The sequence below is a fragment of the Cohnella luojiensis genome (assembly GCF_004564235.1).
GTDB lineage: Bacteria > Bacillota > Bacilli > Paenibacillales > Paenibacillaceae > Cohnella > Cohnella luojiensis.
Window position 1 is genome coordinate 214,310 of record NZ_SOMN01000002.1, and the last position, 22,400, is coordinate 236,709.

A 22,400-nucleotide genomic window follows, 5' to 3' on the forward strand; every position below is an offset into this window, starting at 1 on the left:
GCCAGGAGGAATGCAAGCGATGAGAACGGTTGATTTAATTACGAAAAAACGAGATGGCGGCGAGTTGACGGAGCAAGAGATCAATAGCCTCATCGCCGGGTATACGGACGGGTCGATTCCCGATTATCAGATGTCGGCGATGGCGATGGCCATTTTCTTTCGGGGGATGACGTCTACCGAGAGAGCGAATCTGACCATGGCTATGGTCCATTCCGGCGAGACGATCGATTTGTCCGAAATCTCCGGCGTCAAAGTGGACAAGCACAGCACCGGCGGCGTGGGAGATACGACGACGCTCGTGCTAGCGCCCCTCGTAGCTTCGATCGGAGTTCCGGTAGCCAAGATGTCGGGTCGGGGATTAGGGCATACGGGAGGCACGATCGATAAGCTCGAATCGGTTCCCGGTTTCCATGTCGAGATCGATAATCAGAAGTTCCTAGATCTCGTAAACCTGAACGGATTGGCGGTAATCGGGCAAAGCGACAACCTGACTCCGGCCGATAAGAAGCTTTACGGTCTTCGGGACGTTACGGGAACGGTTAATTCCATTCCCCTGATAGCCAGTTCCATTATGAGCAAGAAGATCGCTTCCGGAGCGGATGCGATCGTGCTTGATGTGAAGACAGGCGACGGAGCCTTCATGAAAGAAATGTCGGAAGCGGAAGAACTAGCCGCTTGCATGGTAGATATCGGTAATCGCGTAGGTCGACGTACGGTTGCCGTACTTTCCGACATGAGCCAACCGTTAGGTAATGCGATCGGCAACGCCTTGGAGGTTAAGGAAGCGATCGATACGCTGCGCGGCGTCGGACCGGAGGATTTGACGGAATTATGCTTGACGTTAGGAAGCCACATGGCCGTTCTTTCCGGTGTTGCGTCGAGCAAGGAAGATGCTCGCTTAAAGTTGGAACAAGCCATCGCGAATGGTCAAGCTCTGGATAAATTCAAGACTTTTTTGGCCGCGCAAGGCGGCGATGCGTCCGTAGTCGATCACCCCGAGAGGCTTCCGTCGGCCCGGTATCACTTCGAGGTTCCCGCGAAGGTTGCGGGATTCGTAGCCGCGATTGCGGCTGAGAACATGGGTCTTGCTGCGATGCTGCTTGGCGCTGGACGAGCGACTAAGGAATCCGCGATCGATCTGGCCGTCGGCATCGTGCTTCATAAGAAAATCGGTGACCCGATCCTAGTCGGCGAGTCGCTAGCGACGATTCACGCCAATAGCGAAGATGTTGATCAGGTCATAACCAAGATCTATGAATCCATTCGGATTCAAGCTCAATCGGTAACTCCGCCTCCGCTGCTAGTTGGAGAAGTAAAATAGAGATTCTCGTTGGACGGGCAATTGGTAAAATCGGGGTATACTTTTTAAGGGGGGTGAATTGAAATGGGCCAGTTGCTTCACCGAATGGAAGAGGCGAAAACCTATATTCAGTCACGGATTTCCGTTCAACCGCAAATCGGACTCATATTAGGCTCCGGTTTAGGCGAACTCGCTGACGACATTCAAGATGCTGTCCGAATTCCTTACGAAACGATCCCGCATTTTCCGGTTTCGACGGTCGAAGGGCATGCGGGGCAGCTCGTAACGGGCCGACTACATAACAAAGTAGTCATCGCTATGCAAGGGCGGTTTCATTATTATGAAGGCTACTCCATGCAGGAGGTCACGTTCCCGGTGCGAGTAATGAAGGCGCTCGGAGTGGAACAGATCATCGTTACCAATGCATGCGGAGGCATGAATCCCGAGTTCAAACCCGGCGATCTTATGATAATCCGGGATCATCTGAACATGACGGGAGCCAATCCGCTCATCGGGGCTAACGAGCCTGCATTGGGGCCGAGATTTCCGGACATGAGCAGAGCGTACACACCAGAATTGCTCGAACTCGTCCGGGAAGTTGCTCAAACGCTTGGCATCAAGATCCAGCAGGGCGTATACGCCGGAATTACCGGACCTACGTATATGACGCCAGCGGAATTGACGATGCTGCGCAAGCTAGGCGGCGATGCGGTGGGGATGTCCACCGTTCCCGAAGTTATCGTTGCCAGTCATATGGCGATGAAAGTAATCGGAATTTCTTGCGTGACGGATATGGCGATCGGCGAACATTTGGAGCCGTTAAGCCATGAGCAAGTCATAGCGGTAGCTAACCGAACCAAGCCGATGTTTATCTCTCTCGTTAAGGAAATCGTCGCAAGGTTGTAAATGATTTGTCGTTACGACACCTAACCCATTGGTTTTATGCAAGACATCCATATAACATCATTCAGAAGGAGAGAAAAAAGAAATGAAAAAAACGACGAAGATCTTCACGGGGCTCATGCTAGTCGCATCGTTAGCCTTGACGGCTTGCGGAGCCAAGAACGACAACGAGGGAGCGGCTAGCCCGATTGCAAGCCCAACGGCTACTGCAACCGAAAGCCCTGCTGCAACTGGCGATACGAGCGGTAAAGACATGAAATTCTCGATGGTTACCGACGTAGGCGGAGTAAACGATAAATCCTTTAACCAAAGCGCATGGGAAGGTCTTCAGAAGCTGGAGAAAGATACCGGCGCGAGCATAAAGTACCTGGAAAGCAAAGAAGCCGCGAACTACCTGACGAACATCAACCAATTCGTTCGCGACCAATACAACCTCACGTGGGGGATCGGCTTCTTGATGGGCGACGCGGTTAAAGATGCAGCAACGAAAAACCCTGACGCTAAGCTAGCGATCATCGACAACGTTGTTGATGCTCCGAATGTAGCTTCCATAACGTTCGCGGAGAACGAAGGATCTTTCCTCGTAGGCGTAGTGGCGGGATTGACTACGAAAACGAACAAAATCGGATTCGTAGGCGGCATCGACATCCCCGTTATCAAACGTTTCGAGCTTGGATTCGAAGCGGGCGTTAAAGCGGTTAACCCTAATGCAGAAGTTATTAAGAACTACACCGGCGCTTTCGATAAAGCAGATCTGGGTAAAGCGGCTGCGGCTTCCATCTACAACGATGGCGCGGACATCATTTTCCACGCGGCTGGCGGAACGGGTAACGGCGTATTCAACGAAGCAAAAGAACGTCTTAAAGCAGGCAAAAAAGTATGGGTTATCGGCGTAGATAAAGACCAATCTCTTGAGTTCGGCGATGACGTAACATTGACTTCCATGTTGAAACGCGTTGACGAAGCGGTATACCGCGTATCCAAAGATATGATCGACGGTAAATTCCCTGCAGGCGTAATTACGACTCTTGGCTTGAAAGACAATGCTGTCGGATTGCCTGAGACTTCCTCGAAGAACGTATCGAAAGAAATCTTGGACAAAGTGGAAGAATACAAAGCTAAAATCATTAGCGGCGAAATCACGGTACCTACTGCACAGTAATTAATAACCAACAAAGGGTGCTCTTATGGAACAGGCGAGAACAGTCGTAGAAATGCGGAATATTACGAAGCGTTTCCCCGGCATCGTCGCTAATGACAACGCCAACTTCAAGCTGAGCAAGGGCGAGATTCACGCCCTTCTCGGCGAGAATGGCGCTGGCAAATCGACGCTGATGAACATTTTGTTCGGACTGTATCAGCCGGAAGAAGGGGAAATCTTCGTCAATGAGCAGCAGGTCGTCATCGACGGTCCTAACAAAGCGATCAAACTCGGTATCGGGATGGTGCATCAGCATTTCAAGCTGGTGCACCCTTTTACCGTAACGGAGAACATTATTCTTGGAAGCGAGCCCAAGAAATGGATGGGGCTTGCCGTGGACAAGAAGACGGCTTATGAAACGGTAGGAAATCTGTCCAAGCAATACGGCTTAAACGTGGATCCCTATGCTAAGATTGATGAAATATCGGTGGGCATGCAGCAACGCGTCGAAATCCTTAAAACGTTATATCGCGGAGCGGACATCTTGATTTTCGATGAACCGACGGCGGTATTGACTCCGCAAGAAATAAGCGAATTGTTGATTATTATGCGCAACCTGGTTAATCAAGGCAAATCGATTATCCTAATCACACACAAACTTAAGGAAATAATGGCGATAGCCGACATGGTCACGATTATCCGCCGCGGTAAGATTATCGATAGCTTGCCGGTGTCCGGAACGAATCCGAATCAATTGGCGGAGAAGATGGTCGGTCGCGAAGTATCGCTTAAGCTGAATAAAAAGGACGCCGTGCTCGGCGAACCTGTATTAGAAGTCGACCGACTGGTCGTGAAAGGCCGCCAAGGCTTGAATGCGCTTAACGAAACTTCTTTCGTGCTGAAACGAGGCGAGATCCTGGGGATTGCGGGCGTGGAAGGAAATGGTCAAAGCGAGCTGATCGAGGCCTTGACCGGATTGCGTCCCGTTTCGGGCGGATCGATCAAGGTGAATCAAGTGGAAATAGCGGGAGAGACGGCTAGGAATATTTCCGAAGCGGGCATTTCCCTCATTCCGGAGGATCGCCATAAACATGGGCTAGTCCTTGATTTTCCCGTTCGTGAGAACATGGTATTAGAAACTTACTACCAACCGCAGTTCAATAAGAACGGATTTATGGACTACGATGCGATCGATAAACATGCGGAACGACTGGTGAAGGAATTCGACGTAAGAACTCCGACGATCATGACGGAAGCCCGGGCATTGTCTGGAGGTAACCAGCAAAAGGCGATCATCGCGAGGGAAATAGACAAGAATCCCGATATACTCATCGCTGCGCAGCCGACTCGGGGATTAGATGTCGGAGCTATCGAATTCATTCATAAGAGGCTCGTAGAGCAGCGTAATTCGGGTAAAGCCGTATTGTTGGTTTCTTATGAGCTTGAAGAAATCCTTCAGCTTTCAGATCGTATCGTTGTTATCTACGAAGGAAGAATCGTAGGCGATGTGAAGCCTTCCGAGACGAACGACCAAGAGCTTGGTTTGATGATGACGGACTACAAACAACCGCAGGGAGGCCTGAACATTGAACAAACTGATTAAGGCTTTCACCAAGGATTCTGCGGTTGTTCCGTTCATCGCTATCGTGCTTGGTTTGTTGGTCGGCGCGGTCATCATGCTGATCGGAGGATATGATCCGTTATTGGCTTATCGTTCTTTGCTCGATAAAGTATTCGGAAATCCTTATGATTTCGGTGAAACTTTGACAGCCATTACTCCCCTCGTATTCACGGGATTGTCGGTGGCATTCGCATTCCGTACGGGACTGTTCAACATCGGCGCAGAAGGCCAGTATATCATGGGTATGACCGGGGCGACGATCATCGGCGTGTCCTTACACCTCCCTTGGTATATCCATGCTCCGCTTGCTGTTATCGTTGGAGCGTTATTCGGCGGATGCTGGGGAATGATCGCAGGATATCTCAAGGCAGCCAGAGGCGTTAATGAAGTTATCACCACGATCATGTTGAACTGGATTGCGCTTCATTTGGCCAACTACATCGTTAATGATTATCTTCTGGAGCCGGGCAAGGGTCGTTCTTACATGGTTGACCCCTCCGCCGACGTAACGATCGGCTGGTTGTCCCGCACGCTCGATGACGCCAGGATTCATTGGGGGATGTTCTTCGCGCTGCTAGCGGTAATTTTCTTTTATGTATTCTTATGGAAAACGAAGCAAGGGTATGAGCTTCGGGTCGTCGGGCATAACCCCGATGCGGCGAAGTATGCCGGGATCAACGTCAATCGTGGCGTGGTTAAGGCGATGTTCATCTCCGGTACGCTTGCGGGTTTAGCCGGAGTTTTCCAAGTTTTGGGCGTATTCCTCAACCAAGCCGTAACGGCGAGCCCTACGGGACACGGATTCGATGGAATAGCGGTAGCCTTGCTCGGAGGTAACACTCCGGTTGGCGTATTGCTGGGGGCGATCTTATTCGGAACGCTATCTTACGGGGCTGCAGGAATGAGCTTCGGAGCGGACGTTCCTCCGGAAATTATCCGCATCGTGATCGGCTCCGTCATTTTCTTCGTTGCAGCTCCGGGCATTATTCGCTGGACCATCAAGCGGGTATTCGGGAAAAAACGCAAGGGAGAGGTGATTTAGATGGATGTGGCAACACTGGGGAATATGCTAAACACCGCCTTCGTATTCTCGACGGCGCTTATCTTGGCGGCTCTCGGAGGGATTATATCCGAACGTTCCGGGGTAGTTAACATTGGACTGGAAGGTCTAATGATTGCTGGAGCGTTCGCCGCCGCCGTCTCGGCATTCCATGCACAAGAAGCAGGTTACGGTGCCTGGTCGCCTTGGGTGGGATTGCTTGCGGGCGCATTGTTCGGGGTACTGTTTGCTCTTATCCATGCGGTTGCGACCATCAGCTTCCGGGCCGACCAGGTCGTCAGCGGAATCGTCATTAACTTTATCGCGGCAGGTTCGACTCTCTACTTGGTCAAGCTGCTGTTTGAAGGGTCGGGAGAAACTTCGCTCGTGGACGAGGTATTCCATAAGGTGAAGATTCCGATATTGTCCGATATTCCTATTATCGGAGAAGGAATATTCAATGCGTATCCGACAACTTATCTCGCTTTAATACTGGTCGGAGTTATTTATTACGGGCTGTACAAGACGGCGTTCGGTCTTCGTCTGCGCTCGGTTGGCGAGCATCCAAGCGCAGCGGACACAGTCGGAATTAAAGTGCTTAGAATGCGTTATACGGCTGTTCTTCTAAGCGGAGTATTAGCCGGGCTAGGCGGTGCAACCATCGCTATGACGACGACGGGAACGTTCTCGCATAATACGATATCGGGGCAAGGCTTCATTGCGCTCGCGGCAGTCATCTTCGGTAAGTGGAACCCGCTCGGCGCGTTAGGCGCTGCCTTGTTCTTTGGTTTCGCGCAGTCGATCAATAACGTATTGCAGCTGTTCGAATTCGCAGCTAACGTTCCATCTGAATTTATCTACATGTTGCCTTACGTGCTCACGATCTTGGTGCTTGTCGGCGCAGTAGGCCGCTCTAAGGCTCCGGGAGCGCTCGGGGAACCTTATTTCCAAGGGAAACGTTAGACTGGAGGATTTCAAAAGAAAAGGGGGCTGCGCCAAAAGGTGTTTTTGACCTTAGGTGTAGCCCCGATTTATTGATATTCAGTAACGGACACAATCCATAACGGCACGCCGTGGCACGCCGTGCCGCTATGCGACCCGAAGGCACAGGATTCATCGATCTTAACGGCACGACGTGCCATTATGCGACCCGAAGGAGCAGGTTTCACCGATCTTAACGGCACGCCGTGCCGTTATAAGGCCAGAAGGCGCAGGTTTCTCTGATCTTAACGGCACGGCGTGCCAGAATTTGCCGTTAAGCATGCGCGAGTGGCGGACAACTGACCGCGTAACGGCAGATTTTGCCGTTAAGCCCGCGCAAGTGGCGGGCAACTGACCGCGTAACGGCAGATTTTGCCGTTAAGCCCGTGCAAGTGGCGGGCTACTAATCGTGTAACGGCAGAATTTGCCGTTAAGCTTGCGCAAGTGACGGGCAAAGGTTGGCGTAGCGGCAGATTTTGCCGTTAAGCCTGCGCGAGTGACGGGCAAAGGTTGGCGTAACGGCAGAATCTGCCGTTAAGCCCGCGCAAGTGGCGGGCAACCGACCGCGTAGCGGCAGAATTTGGCACGGCGTGCCGTTATGCTTCCTGTAGATGCAGGCTTCTACGATCTTAACGGCACGCCGTGCCGTTTTGGCGTGTTAGCTATACTTCTTGTTTGCGCAGTTTTCCAATCTTCATGTACAGTTGGTCCAAAATATATTGAATGTACAAAGAACCTCTATTTGTGATTTTTAGATGGTTGCTCGACCCTTTTACCAAAGGGAGGGGCTCTTTTTTCATTGGTTTACCTCAATCGATTTAAAAGAAAAAAGCTTCTCGAAAGTTTTCGCTTTTGAGAAGCCTCTTTTTTCGTAGAATTAATTTATAATTGCTTAAAATTTAACGCCTTCCGTATACTTGTTGCCTGCGTTCCAAAGCAAGTACTCTTGAACTCCGCTATCGTTCAATGCTTTAATCTGCGCTTGCACTTCCTTGGCTCCGTATTTCGCGTAATGGCCGCTGCCGAGCCAGCTTGCCGTGAAATCCTGTATCCAGGGACGGATGATCGGTTTATTCTTTCCAAGAGGGTCCAGCTTCTTGTGCGTATCGACCATGGCACCCTTTATCGTGGCGTAAGGGGCTTTGTCCGGGTCCTTCTGCTTGAACCATCCCGTGCTGTAATGGCTTGGGTAGATCATCGGACTAATGACGTGAACCGCGTTGGAGATTTTGACGAAATCTTGACCAATCCCTTCCGCAGCTGGCACGGAAGCAGCGTATCCGAAAATATCAACGGAAACCCTTACTCCCAGCGGTTCTAATTCTTTTTTCGCGTAAGCTACGAACCCTTCCACGATATCTACTCGGCTTAGCTCGTTTTTAGTGAACTTTAAGCCATCCGCTTTCTTCTCGAATCCTTCGGGGAACCTCACGTAGTCGAACTGAATTTCCTTAAAACCAAGCTTAGCTGCCTCTTTGGCGACTTCGACGTTATAATCCCAAACTTCTTTGCGATAGGGATTTACGAATTTATCCTTATTCTTGTTCTGCCATATCGTTCCGTCCTTCTGCACGAAGGAATATCCCGGATGCTTCTTGGCGAGGACGCTGTCCTTGAAGACGACAACCCTGGCGATCGGATAGATCTCGTGTTCCTTCAAAGTAGACATCAGCTTATGGATGTCTTTGATATAAGGTTGCGGGCTTCCAAGCTTCTGGAGGGTGGGGTTATCCGTTTTGTAAGTGATATTTCCAAGATCGTCCTTAACGTCGATGACCATGGCGTTAAGCTCTGTTTTGTCCAGCAAATTCAGCAGTTTGGCCATTCTTTCTCCGCCGGCGCTGTAAGCTGTTACATAAATTCCTTTGACGATCGGAGCATCGGGCTGGGGATCACCCGCGACTTCAGTTTGATTGCTCCCTGAGCCGGGTTTTTCTGGGTGTTCTTGCGAGGCGGTCTTGACGGTGTTCCATAGTTTTCCCAGTGAGTTTTCGTTGGATTGCGGCCCGCCGACTGCCGTGTTTAAAAGCAGGATTAACGTTAATAAAATATTCATTTGTTCTCTCTCCCCATCAGCTCTGTAACAAGATTATAAACGAGATGGAGGGGAGTAGACACAGGTATTTTGTAGTATTTTGTGGAAAAAAGTCAGGACAACCTTAAATATTTTAACGTCTTCGGAATTCACCTATAACATCTATCGTCTGCACCACGTTTACGAACGCTTTGGAGTCGACCTCGGTAATCATTTTGCGCAGCTCGGCTAGCTCATAACGGGTGGCTACCGTCATTAACATATCGCGTTCTTCGCTGGTGAAAGCACCGCGGGTTTTAATAATCGTAACCCCTCGCGGAAGCTTGAGCAGCCTGGAAGTAAGCTCTTGCGTATGATTAGTCACGATAAACGCGGTTAATTTATGGTGAGGGGTATGGACGGCATCAATTACCTTTCCCGTTAAGTAGATCGACAGCATAGAATAGAGGGCGGCATTCCAATCGTTCTCCAGAAATCCTAAGGCGGCTACGACTAAAGTATTAAGAAGAACAGTGAACAGACCGATGGGTATATCTCTGTAACGTGATATAATGGAAGCGATGATGTCAAAGCCACCTGATGAGCCTCCATAACGCAGCGCAACGGATGATCCTAGCCCTACAAGCACGCCGCCGAATACAGATGCCAAGAGACGGTCGTCCGTAAGCTTGATCTCGGGTACGATTTGCAGGAATAATGCCGTGAATATGACGGTTAAAATGCTGAGCCCAATAAATCGTTTCCCTAAAATACGATAACCCCAGAGCAAAATCGGGACATTCAGGGCAAAATACAACCAGCCGATATTCCACCCGCTTAGGTACCCAATGACCATGGCGACTCCGGAAACCCCGCTGCTCAGCAGTTTTTCCGGAATAAGAAGCAATTGGAAGCCGAAACCGACAGCGGCGGCACTGATGATCATCAAAAATACGGGGCCAATTATGGCAATTCTTTTCATGATAGCACTCCTTCGTAAGCTCGACGAACCAAATTGTATATAGGTTCCCCCAGGAGAAGACGATCATGCAAAACTGGTACCCTTTTCCTGCCACTGGAGTTTACGTGTAGGTTTGTGCTATAATGAACTGATCATTTTTTTGGAAGCCGTAAGTTGAAGGCCCAACACAGAAGGAGATTGAAAAAGTTTGAGCACATTTGCAGAGTTTGGTTTGGAGTCGGACGTTCTTCAAGCCATATCGGAGATGGGATTTGAAGAGGCGACCCCAATCCAAGCGAAAGCCATTCCCGTTGCCATTGCCGGCAGAGATATGATCGGGCAGGCCCAGACAGGTACAGGTAAAACTGCAGCATTCGGTATACCGCTAATCAGCAAGATTGCAGCATCGGAAGATCGCATCGTTGCCCTGATCATGGCCCCGACTCGCGAACTCGCGATTCAGGTGTCAGAAGAAATCGAGAAGCTTGGACGTTTCAAGGGACTTCGTTCCTTGGCTATATATGGCGGTCAAGACATCTCACGTCAGATCCGCTCCTTGAAGCGGAAGCCGCAGATCATTATCGGAACACCGGGTCGTTTGTTAGACCACATTAACCGTAAAACCATTCGCCTTGACGATGTTCGTTCGGTCGTATTGGACGAAGCGGATGAAATGCTGGACATGGGATTTATGGACGATATTCAATCCATACTGAAGCTCGTTCCGGAAGAGCGCCAAACCTTGTTGTTCTCCGCGACTATGCCGGCGAACATCCAGAAGCTTGCGCAACAGTTCTTGCGCAATCCTGAGCATGTCAAAGTCGAGTCGAAGCTGCTCAGCGCGCCGCTAATCGAGCAATATTACGTGGAAATTCAAGAGCGTATGAAATTTGACGGCCTATGCCGACTGCTTGACATGGAACCGCCAGAATTGGCTATCATCTTCGGTCGTACCAAGCGTCGCGTAGCAGAATTATCTGAAGCTCTTATGAAACGCGGATATGCCTGCGACGGATTGCATGGCGATCTTTCCCAGAACCAACGGGACACCGTTATGCGGAAGTTCCGCGACGGCAGCATCGACATCTTGGTAGCTACGGATGTAGCGGCCCGCGGTCTCGATGTCTCCGGCGTAACCCATGTTATCAACTTCGATTTACCGCAAGATCCGGAAAGCTATGTTCATCGGATCGGTCGTACAGGCCGTGCGGGTAAAGAAGGGACATCTTGGTCGTTCGTGACTGCCCGTGAAATCGATCATTTGCATTTCATCGAGAAAGTTACTCGTCATCGGATATCCAAGAAAATCCTGCCGACTCTGTCCGAAGCGATGGAAGGCAAGCAGAAGATCATGGCCGAGCGTATCATGGATACCGTTCGTTCCGAAGAAGAGGTAAATCCTTTCAAATGGGTTGCTATGCAGCTTCTGGAGCAATATGATTCCGTTCAATTGCTTGCGGCGGCGATGAAATTATTGACCGGCGACAAGAAGGACGTAAACATTGAGCTGACTCCTGAGGATCCCGTTCGCGGTAAGAAACGGAAATTCGAAGGCAATCGCGGCGGCTCCGGCGGCGGTTACGGCGGTAGCGGCGGTCGTCGTTACGGCGGTAGCAGCGGCGGCGGCCAAGGCGCATGGCGTCAAGGCGGCCAAGGACGCAGTGATTCTCGCGGCGGATCCAGCTATACCGGCGGGCAACGCAAGCCTTACAGTGGCGCCAACCGCACAAGCACTAGCCGGGATGACAGCAGTTATCGCGATGCGAATCGCGGACCGCGTCCAGAACGTCGCGACGATTTCCGCGGCACTCGTTCCCAGAACGAAGATTTCGTTAAAATCTAAACCGGTAACTAACTGACGGACGTCATCAGGGAGGAATCCCCATGGAAATGCGGGGCATGATGGGTGGCTTTTATCGGCTATCCGAATGGATTATGAGGTTGTCAGTTACGAATGTATTGTGGCTTCTCACATCGTTTCCTTTTTGGTTACTGGTTATTAGTTTTCTTGGAGCTAAAGACACGGAGCAATTGAAGGCGATTGTTATACCGCTTGCGATTGTTGCCCCTTTTACCTTGTTTCCGGCGACCTCGGCTATGTTCTCGGTCGCCCGGAAATGGGTTCTAGGAGATACCGACGTTCCCCTCCTAAAAACTTTTTTCCGTAACTATAAGCAGAATTACGTGCAGGCGATGATTGGCGGGCTTTTCTATGCGCTCTTGTTCGCGATATTAATCATTGATTTCCAGGTCTATCTCAGGCAGATGGATGGATTCCAATTGATCGCGTACCTGTTTATCGCATTGATGTTCCTGCTGCTTATTTCCTTGTTGCATTTCTTCTCTCTTTTGTCGCATTTTCATATGAAAACGATTCAATTGCTTAAGAATGCGCTTATTCTTACAATTGGTCGTCCGATTCGTTCTATGATTATGGCCATTGGAGCGGCAGCGGTGTTATTCATAAGTACGAGGTTTACGTTTCTGATTCCTTTTTTCTTCGGTAGCATTATTGCGGTCTATACCTTCTATAACTTTAATATGGTCATCCAGAAGATGATGCTGTTAAAGGAAGAAGCCGAAACGGAGAAATCCGCCGAATTAGACTCCGAAGATGAACAGAAGCAATAATCTCAAGGCTAGTCATTTTACTTTTCTTATCCACCTGCTTATAATGAAAATACTCCTGCCATGTACGTTACGACGCTTTATTGTTTTGAACCAATGTTTGTTTCCAGGGAGCCCTAGATTGCCGAGTGGCTGACATGCCCCCGAAAAGGGAAGTCAAAAGCTGTGCTGCGGGCACCCACCTGCCAAAGCAGGTTCAGAAACATGCACGTCGGACGGCAATGGCGGGTTTTTTCTATCCTTGGACTTTAATCCCCGGGTGAGGCGTGGTAAGATAGAATGTAGCGCCAAGGGTACCCGGAGGGAGAGAGAGCATTGAAGCGATTGCTGATTGGATTAATCCGCAGCCATGAACATACGAGCGACAAAGCGAAAGATCCTAAGCTTAAGTCTCATTATTATCGGCTTTCGAAGGATCGTGCTTGGGAAGAGGTCAGTTCCATTCTCAAGAAAATGAAGGGCTACAAGGTTCTTCATGAGGTTCAGACTGTCGGAGAGATCGTAATGGAGAAGAAGACGATGTCAGGCCGTACCATGGATATTACGATTCAAGTGGTTGGTACAAGCCCGGGTAACACGGCTGTCGACATTTATTCCGCTTCACGCGGATCGCTTGGCGATCTGGGCGCGAACTATCGAATCATTCAGGAAATCTACGGCGTACTGGATCGTAAATTGTCCTCATACAAAACTTAGATAGCACTACCGCAAGCAATAGAAAAGCGAGGAAGGCGGTTGGCCTAACCTCGCTTTTGTTGTATTTACTTAAGGTAAGCAAAGGCTTACAACAGGCTCTTGACAGCCGCGACCGCTGCTTCGTAATCCGGATGTTCAGTCATTTCTTTGAGCACTTCAACGTACGTGATCTTATCGTTGGTATCAACGACGAAGATAGATCTCATATCTAATTGAATTTCTTTGATCAGAACGCCATAGGATTTGCCGAAGCTGTTTTCTTTGTAATCCGACAACAGGAACACGCGGTCCACTCCGGCAGCCGCACACCAACGAGCTTGAGCGAACGGTAAGTCCGCGCTTACGGTGATGATAACGACGTTATCGCCTAGTTTGGAAGCTTCTTCATTGAAGCGGCGAGTTTGAGCGTCGCAAACGCCAGTGTCGATGGAAGGAACAACACTGATAAGTTTGACTTTGCCTGCGAAATCCTGCAAAGAGGAAGTCTCAAGCAAGTTTTTGTTTAGAGTGAAATCAGGAGCGGTATCTCCGGCTTTTAACACGGGACCGACCAGTGTAATGGGATTGCCTTTAAGAGTAGCTGAACGTTCTTGAGACATGAAAATTCCTCCTTCATTGATAAGGTTTACCGTAATCATTATAATCGTTATCGAATACCCTTGTCCAATCTTTGGCACAAGCGGATGGGCGTGGAAGGGGACACTACATTGGAACTCAGACAATTGCAATATTTCGTGCAGGTCGCGCGTCTACAGCATGTAACGAAAGCCGCAGAGGAGCTCCATGTGGCTCAATCCGCGGTGAGCAGGCAAATCCACAGGCTCGAGGAAGAACTAGGGATACGCCTGTTCATGCAACGCGGGCGCAACGTTCAATTAACGCCTGTCGGGCAACTGTTCCTGCGCCGGGCGGAAGCGTTGCTGAGCGACTTGGATCGCGCGGTCATGGAAATTCATGAATTTCTTGATCCGGAGGTCGGCGAGATTCGCCTTGGTTTCCCGCATAGCTTAGGAATACATCTTGTTCCACAAGTTGTCGCCGCATTCCGAAAGCTTCATCCCAACGTCAAATTTAAATTTCGGCAAGGGATGTACCCTTCCTTGATACGCGATGTCGTGGACGCAGAGGTGGATCTTGCCTTCATCTCCCCTTATCCGGAGAAGAGCGATCAAGTTACGGGAGAAGTCGTGCTTACGGAGGAGCTATTCGCAATATTGCCCGATACGCATCGCCTTGCTTTGGAGGATTCGATCAAATTGATCGACTTGAAGGACGAGACGTTCGTTCTGTTCAGCTCCGGCTATTCTTTGCGCCCGATCGTATGGGATGCTTGCAAGGAAGCAGGCTTCACGCCGCGCATCGGATTCGAGGGGGAGGAATCAGGCACGATACGCGGCCTCGTAGCGGCAGGCATGGGCGTAAGCTTGCTTCCCGAGATGGCGATGTACGAGACAAGCTCGATGATGCCGGCAGTCGTTAAAATAAGCGAGCCGCACGTGACCCGCACGATTGGGCTCATTCGCCGTTCGGGAGAAAAGTTGCCGCTGGTCGTGCAGATGTTTCATGCGTTCCTGCTCGATTTCTTCAAGAATCATTATAAGACGTTGTGACTGATCGTAATAAAGGGTTGAGCGGTTCTTGTGAACCTAGCTCAACCCTTTATTTATTTTCTATATTATTCCCTGTTACTTGTGAAGATCATGATGTACTTCAGCAACTCAAGCAGGGCGATCAGCGCAGCGGCTACGTAAGTCAATGCGGCCGCGTTTAATACTTTGGCGACTCCTCGTTCTTCGTCGCGCGTGATGAAGCCTTCGGATATCATCAGGTCGCGCGCGCGCGAACTGGCGTTAAACTCGACTGGCAGCGTTACAAGCTGGAATGCAACGGCCGCTGCAAAGAAGATAATGCCAAACCCGATCAGGTTTAGCGAATCCAGCAAAAATCCGGCAATGAGAAGGAATGGCGCTATGCCGGAAGAGAGCCTTACAACCGGGAACATCCGGTGGCGAATCACGAGCATCGGATAAGAATTCTGATGCTGAATCGCGTGGCCTACCTCATGGCAAGCAACCGAGATCGCCGAGATCGAGTTCTCGTAATACACGGGCTCGGATAAGCGAACGACGCGATGAATGGGATCGTAATGATCGGAAAGCCTTCCGGGAACGGGTTCAATGGGAACGTCTTGTAATCCGTTTCGGTCCAACATTCGTCTTGCGGCATCATAACCGGTTAGTCCGCTTGCGCTTTTTACCTCGGACCAGCGGTTAAACGTGCTTTTAACCCGAAACTGGGCCCATAGAGATACAATAAACGCGATGATGATCAGAAAGTCCATCGGGTGAAAAAACAACATATGGGGTTCCCTCCATTAAGGTGGAATGTCTTAAACCGAGTTACATAAAGTTACTCTTCCCCAAAAGAAGAAGAAGGGCTTCTACGCAAGCTGCGGTTTGCGGTGTGATTGCTCTGAAGAGTCGCTTAGCCTGTTGCGGCTTCAATTGCTCCAGGACCGGGGCCAATTCCTTCACTTCTCGTTCCAACTGAGCTAGGTGAGTCTGCAGGTCGGAGAGTTTGCGGGTTACGGCTTCGTCCGTTACCACCCGATTTAATGAAGAAAATTGTTCGCGAATTTCTTCCAAAGAAAATTTCTGCGCCTTCAATTGTTCAATACGGCGAATGCGCGCTAAAGTTTCATCGTCATATAAACGGTAATTTCCCGTAGATCTCTTGGCTGGAGCCAATAAGCCCAAGCCCGTGTAGTAATCAATGGTACGAGGGCTAATTCCGGCCAATGCGGACAGCTCTCCTATCCGGTAAAGGCGTTGCGCGTTTATCGATCCGTTACGCATCGATTCACCTTCTTTCCTACGTGTAGCTTTCTATAACTATCATACCGAATCGGGAACTGTACAGTCAAACGTGATACTTACACTTGCAAGCCTTAGTTCATAGGCATTTAAGGAAGGTTTGGAATATAAACTTACATTATAGGGGTTAATGTGAGGTGTTTGATGATGTAAAGCTGCCGCGAGGACAAGTTATCGTGTTAAAATAGATAAAATAATGGAATTTGTGGTCTAAATCCTAACATTACTGACCATTAATATGGTTAATGTTAGATTTTTGGCGTAATTATTGAATTATTTTACGAAAACCGTATTGTCAAATCGTTAAGATCAACCTATAATGACACTAAGCCTTTCTTCAAATGTCATGAAACATTACACGTAGGGAGTGGTCGTTGTGATTAAGAAAAGTTTAGTATCGTTGGGTGCACTTCTCGTGCTGTTTCCAACAATGGCATTCGCGGAGGACCCGTCCGCAGCTCAGCTTAATATGGGGCTGAACGCATTATGGGTAATGATTGCCGCAGTACTAGTAATACTTATGCAAGGCGGTTTTATTCTTCTAGAAGCAGGCTCCACCCGCATGAAGAATGCTGGTCACGTAGCCGGCAAAACGATCTTTACTCTCGGTCTTGCATCGATCGTGTATTGGGCAGTCGGTTACGGAATATCATTCGGTTCAGAGGCTTCGGAAGGGTTAAACAAGTTTATGGGATTGGGCAGTTTCTTCTTTAGCGCTGACGTCGCTTCGGTAGACAACGCATTGCCTTCCTCGGTATTCTTTATCTTCCAATTAGCGTTCGCGGCGGTATCGCTTTCCATCGCTTGGGGCGGATTCGCGGAAAGGGCTAAATTATCGGCATACCTAATCTTTACGCTGTTCTTCGTATCGGTTATTTACCCGGTAATCGCTCACTGGATTTGGGGCGGCGGCTGGTTGGCTAAAGACGGAGCGCAGGATTTCGCGGGATCGACGGTCGTTCACTTAACAGGTGCGATCGGCGCGTTAGCAGCTACAATCTTGTTGAAGCCTCGTATCGGTAAATTCAACAAAGACGGATCCGCTAACGAAATCCTTGGACATAACCAAGTATTTACGGCTTTGGCTGTTCTGATTCTTTGGGTAGGCTGGTTCGGATTCAACGCCGGCAGTACGGTAGCGATCGGCGATGGATTTTTCGGTTACGTAGCTTTCAACACGCAATTGGGCGCAGCGGCTGGTGCGGTAGCGGCATTGCTGATTTCCTGGTTGGTAAACGGCAAGGCGGATATTACGACTATGTTAAACGGTGCTCTGGCTGGTCTAGTTGCAATCACGGCATCTTGCGCATTCGTTGATCCATGGGCAGCCGTAGTTATCGGTTTGGTTGCCGGCGTGCTCGTATTCTTCAGCGTTAAATTCTTCGAGAAAATCAAAGTTGACGATCCGATCTACGCCCTATCCGTTCACGGAGCGGCAGGAGTTTGGGGTACGCTGGCGAATGGTTTATTTGCAACAGAAGTATTATCCAAAAAAGTCGGTATCGGTGGAGCAGGCCTGTTCGAAGGCGGCGGCTGGAATCAATTGTGGGTACAATTCGAATCGGTTGTCGTAGCCGGAGCTTTTGCTTTCGTTGCTTCGTTCATCATCTTGTGGGTCGTGAAACAAGTTATCGGCTTCCGCGTTACGGAAGAGCAAGAAATTATCGGTCTGGATTTGAGCGAGCATGGCAACTACGGTTATCCAGAGCAAATGAAAAAAGCCGGTACGTCGGTTTAATCTGATCATTTCAACACCGGCGTAATTACAGGAGGGGTAGACACCGCATGCATAATCCCACTTGGGAGAAGCGGTTGCTTGACATCGCCAACGCCGAGGATCTTGAGCAATTAAGATCGATAAGGGAAAGAGAACAAACCCGGATGGCGACGGAGCTGTCCACCTCTCCGGCATATGAAGTGGTAGAGTCGTTGAATGCACTTCACGACGCTCTTATTACTCAAGTGTTAAAGCTTGCGGAGTACGATTTGGCACGGTTGGGGCATGGCGCCCCACCCGTGCCTTATACGTATATGCTTTATGGCAGCGGTGGGCGCTATGAGCAGACGATGTACAGTGATCAAGATAGCGGACTCGTGTACGCGAATGCTCCAAATGAAGTCGAAGAAGAACGATACCGCAATTATTTTCTCCAATTCTCACAAGTGATTGTCCAGCATTTAATCAAACTCGGGTATCCCCCTTGCGAAGGAAACGTAATCGCGTCAAATCCGGAGTGGTGCTTGCCGCTTGAAGGCTGGGAGAAGAAAATCGACGCTTGGTTCGCTGAGCCTAGCTGGGAGAATGTCCGGTATTTACTCATAGTAGCCGATGGCCGCCCGGTATACGGGGATCGGGAGTTAGCCGGCAAGTTGCAGAACCGATTCTTCAACGACCTGCTAAGCCATCCTGTCATTGCCCGTAGGATGATGGAGAACACGATTCGGCACAAGGTATTAGTCGGAGTGTTCGGTCAGTTGTTGACGGAAAGATACGGCGAAGATGCCGGCAGTTTAGATATTAAATATGGTGCTTACATTCCGATGGTAAATGCGTTCAGATTGCTTGCGGTGCAAGCCGGTATCCGAGAGACGAGCTCGATGGGGAGAATCAAGGCTTTGCAGCAATCGGAAGTTCTTACTGAGAAAGAGGCGGAAGATGCTTCGGAAGCGTTCGAACTGTTCCTTAAGATGAGAATGAAAGCGACGGGCTCGGATGAAAACGGGCAAATGGTCGGCACGGGGAAAATCCCATCGAAGCAGATCACGAAGGAAATGAGAGCGCCGCTGAAAAAAGCGTTGAAAGCCGGCAAACGAATACAACTTAGAGTTCAAAGGGAGTTGCAGCGCCGCTTCGGCGGGAGGTGAAAGCGATGAAGGAGCCCAAAGATACTAACTCAATGGGTAGAATGTGGAATTTATACAAGATGGGCGGGATCACCCCGGCAATTGCATCTATGCTTGGTTCTTCTAATGCTCAGCAAATGGCCTTTATCCGCTCAATGTCGCGCGATCAACGTAAGGAAAACTCATTGGAGATGCAACTTTCGGAAATGGATGCGGTTGTTTTCGATCTGGAGACAACCGGATTTTATCCCTATAATGGAGATGAAATTCTATCTATCGGAGGGGTCATCATCCGCGGGGGCAACTTCGAGGAGGCGGAACCGTTTTATCAACTCGTTAATCCGAAGAGAAAGGTTCCTCGCCATATTACGGACCTTACCGGAATTACGAATGAAATGGCGGAGAACGCGCCTGATTTAATGCAGGTGTTGCACGATTTCATGGATTTCGTGGGCAAAAGAGTGCTGATCGCGCATGGCAGCGGGCATGATAAACAATTCCTGAGTTGCGCATTATGGCGAACGTCGAAGGTAAACCTGACTCATCGGATAGTGGATACGATGATGATCGCGAAGTGGCTGGAGCCTAAAGCCGTTCATTATGGGCTCGATGAAGTTCTTGAACGTTATGGCGTCGAGATTACCGAGCGTCATCACGCATTGCACGATTCCATCATGACCGCTAAGCTATACTTTCGATTTCTTAAGTTGATCAAGGACCGGCAAGTGACGACGCTTGGCGAGTTATATGCTTATTTAAGCCGACATTGACCATTACGACACTCGCGTAATCGGAAGGCAAATCCAGTTATCTTGCGAATCCCGACGATATGCGGCGATCTCATGATTGTCCGAAGCGATGCTGACAATCCAATAAGTTCCCCAAGGAACGGAACCCGTCTCGTCAAGGAGGCTGGGGGCTGTCGATCCTTGCGGATGGGAATGGAATAAACCGACGATCTCTCGTTGGTTTTTTTGTGCTTGTAAGTAGACGGAAACCCAATCCTCAGGGTGAAAAGAAAATGTATTCGCCGGAGAGGCTGAGGCATTACGTACGAGGCTAAACCCATCCGCTGCAATAATCCCGCGCTCCTTCGTACCATAGATAACCCCGCATGTTTCATAAGGTAACCGTTTGCGAATAACGGTTACCAGCTCTTTTTCCAATGCAATCTTGAGATGAACTTCATGAACGGGCTCCGTTAACACGATACCACCATCCTCTCCTACGAGTATGAAGGATGGCGGCGAGGCGGACAACCCCTACTGGACTTGTTTTCCAGGCTTCACCAGGAAGAATATAAGTCCAAGCGCAACCAACGATAAGGCGGAGACGACAATAAAAACGAGCTGATGCGATACCCCCATTAACCAACCGAACAAGGGGGGGCCGAATGCGACTCCGAAAAACCTCAGGCTGCTGTAAAGAGACGTAATCATCCCTCTCTCCGCCTTTTCCACCGCGCCGGTAATCATCGTATTTAGGCAGGGCAGCAACAATCCCGTTCCGATGCTGCTTACCGCTAACAGAGCGATGAAGGGGATCAAATTCGTATTGAACCAAATAGCAAGCGCCAATGAGATAACCATTAACCCAAGTCCGATATTCATGAGCCAGCGTATTAGGACTCCATTCTTCCGGATTAGCGTCCCCGTGATGTATGCGGTAAGCACCATGCCCAATAAAGGGATGGCTAGGATAAAACCTTTGCGAACGCCTTCAATGGAATAGGGTGACTCCTCCAGAATGTTGGAGAGGAAGAACAGGACTCCGAATAGGATAAACAAGGCTAAAGAGCCCCCGAAGAAGGAGGAAAGGAGCCACTTCCCGTCTTTGGCGAAGATGCGTTTAATCGATTCCATATAGGTCTTCAGCGGTTGGGGCGGTTCGCTTCGCTTTGGCTCTTTAATGAGAAAGATCACGGCAAGCAAGGATAGCAAGCAAAATGCCGGAAAAGCGAAGAAAGCGGCGTACCACACAATTAGCGCGAGAAGAGATCCTAAGATCGGGCTCACGACTTTACCGGAACCGTTGGAGGCTTCGATAAGTCCGAGCGCTTGGCTTTCCTGTCCGTCTTTGTATAGATCTCCTACCAATGCCATGGCAATGGGCGCCGTTCCCGCTGCTCCTATTCCTTGGAGCGCCCTTGCGCCGATAAGGATCCCGTAGGAATCCCACACGGCCCCAAAGCCGGCAAGTATGCCTGCTCCCCCATACAGGATAAGAGACGGAATCATGACGGCTTTGCGGCTGAATCTGTCGGACAAATAGCCGGCGATCGGGATGATTAGGGCAGCGGAGACGGAAAAAAGACTGATCACCAAGCTGCTCTGAAATTGAGATATGCCTAGCTCGGTTTTTAAGGTGGGGAGAATGGGGACGAGCATGGAATTGCCGAGCACGAGCACTAACGGAACGGTGGAGAGGGCAATGTATTCCCACGCTTTGTTTTTACGTCCGGATTTACCGTCGGGAGAGGACTTCGTTTGTTTTTTTCGAGTGGATCCGGAAGTCATATCGCTTGTAAAAGTCACGAATAGCTTATTCTTGGATTTCGTTGTCGAAGACAAATTCCGATTCCTCCTTATCGCATCGCGCGGCTCGTAACCGCCATTCGCACAGTTAGGCTTCCCGCCCGGTTATGTCAATATTCGAACATATCCGGGCAAGGTTGGAACCGCAAGGCCAAATGGGGTAAGATAAAGAGAAACATGTTGCTTGGAGAGTTGAATAAGGAAATGAAAAAAAATATCGTCATATTAGCAATGGTGCTTGTCGCTGTCGTAGCCGTATGGTTCTGGGATTCCCCGGGCAAAGAGCCTAAGGGCCAACTTACGGAAGGAGTCGTAGGGGGAAAGGTAGAGGGTGACATTCCAGCCGCGCCAGCACCTAAAGAAAACCGCTATGCCCCTTCGTTTACTCTTAACGCGTTAGAGGGTACGGGTACCTATAACGTGGGAGGCAAGAGGGATAAGGTGTTGATCATTAACTTCTGGGCAGCATGGTGCGGTCCTTGCGAGGTGGAGGCGCCTGATCTAAAGGATATTTACGAGCAACACAAAGACCAGTTGGACTTATATGCGGTCAATGCGACCAAATTCGATAAGCTAAGGGAAGCGAAGGACTTCGTTAAGGAACAACAGCTTGTCTTTCCGGTACTGACCGACGCAAAGGGTGATGTCGGAGATTTATACAAGGTTTTCTCCTATCCCATGAGCTTCATTATCGATCGAAACGGCGTTATTCGCCATCGGATTGAAGGGGTCATCGAGCGGGAGCAGTGGGAGTTGTATTTACAAGATGTTATCAACTCGTAATGAATCGGATCGTCCGGACGGCATGTCCGGGCGATTTTGTTATTTTCGTTGGCAGCAATAAAAAAGAGAGGCCGCAGCCTCT

21 protein-coding genes and 1 other RNA gene are annotated in these 22,400 nt (G+C 49.7%); 15 read left to right on the forward strand and 7 right to left on the reverse strand.

What is annotated here, in order from left to right; translation table 11 throughout:
• The first annotated feature begins 19 nt into the window (after positions 1-19).
• From E2980_RS02960 to E2980_RS02985, 6 genes are all read left to right on the forward strand, one after another.
• Positions 20-1,321 (forward strand): pyrimidine-nucleoside phosphorylase, encoded by a 1,302-nt coding sequence (locus E2980_RS02960; RefSeq protein WP_135150634.1) that lies wholly within the window; start codon positions 20-22, stop codon positions 1,319-1,321.
• Between the two features lie 63 nt (positions 1,322-1,384).
• Positions 1,385-2,206: a purine-nucleoside phosphorylase gene (locus E2980_RS02965; RefSeq protein ID WP_135150635.1), complete on the forward strand. Its 822-nt coding sequence runs from the start codon at positions 1,385-1,387 to the stop codon at positions 2,204-2,206.
• A gap of 82 nt (positions 2,207-2,288) precedes the next feature.
• A complete protein-coding gene (locus E2980_RS02970; RefSeq protein WP_135150636.1) occupies positions 2,289-3,365 on the forward strand; it encodes a BMP family lipoprotein in 1,077 nt (358 codons plus the stop codon).
• A 25-nt stretch (positions 3,366-3,390) separates the two neighbouring features.
• Positions 3,391-4,947 carry an ABC transporter ATP-binding protein gene (locus E2980_RS02975; RefSeq protein ID WP_135150637.1) on the forward strand — a complete coding sequence of 519 codons (1,557 nt, stop codon included), beginning with the start codon at positions 3,391-3,393 and terminating at the stop codon, positions 4,945-4,947.
• Positions 4,931-6,007, forward strand: coding sequence for an ABC transporter permease (locus E2980_RS02980; RefSeq protein WP_135150638.1), 1,077 nt, complete (start codon positions 4,931-4,933; stop codon positions 6,005-6,007). Before E2980_RS02975 ends, E2980_RS02980 begins: the two co-directional genes overlap by 17 nt.
• Positions 6,008-6,967: an ABC transporter permease gene (locus E2980_RS02985; protein ID WP_135150639.1), complete on the forward strand. Its 960-nt coding sequence runs from the start codon at positions 6,008-6,010 to the stop codon at positions 6,965-6,967. It begins immediately after the preceding gene.
• A 910-nt stretch (positions 6,968-7,877) separates the two neighbouring features.
• Here E2980_RS02985 and E2980_RS02995 read toward each other — a convergent pair.
• A complete protein-coding gene (locus tag E2980_RS02995; protein ID WP_135150641.1) occupies positions 7,878-9,041 on the reverse strand; it encodes a putative glycoside hydrolase in 1,164 nt (387 codons plus the stop codon).
• A gap of 112 nt (positions 9,042-9,153) precedes the next feature.
• The gene (locus tag E2980_RS03000) at positions 9,154-9,981 is read right to left on the reverse strand and encodes a YitT family protein (RefSeq protein WP_135150642.1); all 828 of its coding nucleotides are present in this window, start codon (positions 9,979-9,981) and stop codon (positions 9,154-9,156) included.
• Positions 9,982-10,168: 187 nt separating this feature from the next.
• On the opposite strand from E2980_RS03000, the gene cshA reads away from it, so the two are divergent.
• From cshA to E2980_RS03020, 4 genes are all read left to right on the forward strand, one after another.
• A complete protein-coding gene (gene cshA, locus E2980_RS03005; protein ID WP_135150643.1) occupies positions 10,169-11,803 on the forward strand; it encodes a degradosome RNA helicase CshA in 1,635 nt (544 codons plus the stop codon).
• A gap of 41 nt (positions 11,804-11,844) precedes the next feature.
• Positions 11,845-12,591 carry a YesL family protein gene (locus E2980_RS03010; RefSeq protein WP_135150644.1) on the forward strand — a complete coding sequence of 249 codons (747 nt, stop codon included), beginning with the start codon at positions 11,845-11,847 and terminating at the stop codon, positions 12,589-12,591.
• Positions 12,592-12,640: 49 nt separating this feature from the next.
• Positions 12,641-12,823: non-coding RNA, 6S RNA (ssrS, locus tag E2980_RS03015), on the forward strand.
• Positions 12,824-12,903: 80 nt separating this feature from the next.
• The gene (locus tag E2980_RS03020; protein WP_135150645.1) at positions 12,904-13,284 is read left to right on the forward strand and encodes a DUF1499 domain-containing protein; all 381 of its coding nucleotides are present in this window, start codon (positions 12,904-12,906) and stop codon (positions 13,282-13,284) included.
• Between the two features lie 86 nt (positions 13,285-13,370).
• Here the strand turns inward: E2980_RS03020 and tpx are convergent, their stop codons facing one another.
• The gene (tpx, locus tag E2980_RS03025) at positions 13,371-13,883 is read right to left on the reverse strand and encodes a thiol peroxidase (RefSeq protein WP_135150646.1); all 513 of its coding nucleotides are present in this window, start codon (positions 13,881-13,883) and stop codon (positions 13,371-13,373) included.
• Positions 13,884-13,991: 108 nt separating this feature from the next.
• On the opposite strand from tpx, the gene gltC reads away from it, so the two are divergent.
• A complete protein-coding gene (gene gltC / locus E2980_RS03030; RefSeq protein WP_135150768.1) occupies positions 13,992-14,894 on the forward strand; it encodes a glutamate biosynthesis transcriptional regulator GltC in 903 nt (300 codons plus the stop codon).
• A gap of 65 nt (positions 14,895-14,959) precedes the next feature.
• Here gltC and E2980_RS03035 read toward each other — a convergent pair whose 3' ends face one another.
• Together E2980_RS03035 and E2980_RS03040 are read right to left on the reverse strand one after the other, a co-directional pair.
• The gene (locus E2980_RS03035) at positions 14,960-15,643 is read right to left on the reverse strand and encodes a zinc metallopeptidase (protein ID WP_135150647.1); all 684 of its coding nucleotides are present in this window, start codon (positions 15,641-15,643) and stop codon (positions 14,960-14,962) included.
• A gap of 40 nt (positions 15,644-15,683) precedes the next feature.
• The gene (locus E2980_RS03040) at positions 15,684-16,139 is read right to left on the reverse strand and encodes a MerR family transcriptional regulator (protein WP_135150648.1); all 456 of its coding nucleotides are present in this window, start codon (positions 16,137-16,139) and stop codon (positions 15,684-15,686) included.
• A gap of 394 nt (positions 16,140-16,533) precedes the next feature.
• Here E2980_RS03040 and E2980_RS03045 point away from each other — a divergent pair, with 394 nt between their 5' ends.
• The 3 genes from E2980_RS03045 to E2980_RS03055 are packed head-to-tail and all read left to right on the forward strand — an operon-like array spanning position 16,534 to position 19,771.
• Positions 16,534-17,895 carry an ammonium transporter gene (locus E2980_RS03045; protein ID WP_135150649.1) on the forward strand — a complete coding sequence of 454 codons (1,362 nt, stop codon included), beginning with the start codon at positions 16,534-16,536 and terminating at the stop codon, positions 17,893-17,895.
• A gap of 47 nt (positions 17,896-17,942) precedes the next feature.
• Positions 17,943-19,022 carry a DUF294 nucleotidyltransferase-like domain-containing protein gene (locus tag E2980_RS03050; protein ID WP_135150650.1) on the forward strand — a complete coding sequence of 360 codons (1,080 nt, stop codon included), beginning with the start codon at positions 17,943-17,945 and terminating at the stop codon, positions 19,020-19,022.
• 5 nt (positions 19,023-19,027) lie between these two features.
• Complete coding sequence (locus E2980_RS03055) at positions 19,028-19,771, forward strand: exonuclease domain-containing protein (protein WP_135150651.1); 744 nt, start codon at positions 19,028-19,030, stop codon at positions 19,769-19,771.
• A gap of 3 nt (positions 19,772-19,774) precedes the next feature.
• Here E2980_RS03055 and E2980_RS03060 read toward each other — a convergent pair whose 3' ends face one another.
• Together E2980_RS03060 and E2980_RS03065 are read right to left on the reverse strand one after the other, a co-directional pair.
• Entirely contained in the window at positions 19,775-20,209 is a 435-nt protein-coding gene (locus E2980_RS03060; RefSeq protein ID WP_167746951.1) for a M67 family metallopeptidase, read from the reverse strand.
• 54 nt (positions 20,210-20,263) lie between these two features.
• Entirely contained in the window at positions 20,264-21,517 is a 1,254-nt protein-coding gene (locus tag E2980_RS03065; protein ID WP_135150769.1) for an MFS transporter, read from the reverse strand.
• Positions 21,518-21,739: 222 nt separating this feature from the next.
• On the opposite strand from E2980_RS03065, the gene E2980_RS03070 reads away from it, so the two are divergent.
• On the forward strand, positions 21,740-22,318 hold the full coding sequence (locus E2980_RS03070) for a TlpA family protein disulfide reductase (protein ID WP_167746952.1): 579 nt from the start codon (positions 21,740-21,742) through the stop codon (positions 22,316-22,318).
• Positions 22,319-22,400: the final 82 nt, after the last annotated feature.

Excerpts from the sequence above, each read along its gene's own strand:
- E2980_RS02960 (WP_135150634.1), top strand. The coding sequence starts at position 20 with ATGAGAACGGTTGATTTAATTACGAAAAAACGAGATGGCGGCGAGTTG.
- E2980_RS02965 (WP_135150635.1), top strand. The coding sequence starts at position 1,385 with ATGGGCCAGTTGCTTCACCGAATGGAAGAGGCGAAAACCTATATTCAG.
- E2980_RS02970 (WP_135150636.1), top strand. The coding sequence starts at position 2,289 with ATGAAAAAAACGACGAAGATCTTCACGGGGCTCATGCTAGTCGCATCG.
- E2980_RS02975 (WP_135150637.1), top strand. The coding sequence starts at position 3,391 with ATGGAACAGGCGAGAACAGTCGTAGAAATGCGGAATATTACGAAGCGT.
- E2980_RS02985 (WP_135150639.1), top strand. The coding sequence starts at position 6,008 with ATGGATGTGGCAACACTGGGGAATATGCTAAACACCGCCTTCGTATTC.
- E2980_RS02995 (WP_135150641.1), bottom strand. The coding sequence starts at position 9,041 with ATGAATATTTTATTAACGTTAATCCTGCTTTTAAACACGGCAGTCGGC.
- E2980_RS03000 (WP_135150642.1), bottom strand. The coding sequence starts at position 9,981 with ATGAAAAGAATTGCCATAATTGGCCCCGTATTTTTGATGATCATCAGT.
- E2980_RS03010 (WP_135150644.1), top strand. The coding sequence starts at position 11,845 with ATGGAAATGCGGGGCATGATGGGTGGCTTTTATCGGCTATCCGAATGG.
- tpx (WP_135150646.1), bottom strand. The coding sequence starts at position 13,883 with ATGTCTCAAGAACGTTCAGCTACTCTTAAAGGCAATCCCATTACACTG.
- E2980_RS03035 (WP_135150647.1), bottom strand. The coding sequence starts at position 15,643 with ATGTTGTTTTTTCACCCGATGGACTTTCTGATCATCATCGCGTTTATT.
- E2980_RS03040 (WP_135150648.1), bottom strand. The coding sequence starts at position 16,139 with ATGCGTAACGGATCGATAAACGCGCAACGCCTTTACCGGATAGGAGAG.
- E2980_RS03050 (WP_135150650.1), top strand. The coding sequence starts at position 17,943 with ATGCATAATCCCACTTGGGAGAAGCGGTTGCTTGACATCGCCAACGCC.
- E2980_RS03055 (WP_135150651.1), top strand. The coding sequence starts at position 19,028 with ATGAAGGAGCCCAAAGATACTAACTCAATGGGTAGAATGTGGAATTTA.
- E2980_RS03065 (WP_135150769.1), bottom strand. The coding sequence starts at position 21,517 with ATGACTTCCGGATCCACTCGAAAAAAACAAACGAAGTCCTCTCCCGAC.
- E2980_RS03070 (WP_167746952.1), top strand. The coding sequence starts at position 21,740 with ATGAAAAAAAATATCGTCATATTAGCAATGGTGCTTGTCGCTGTCGTA.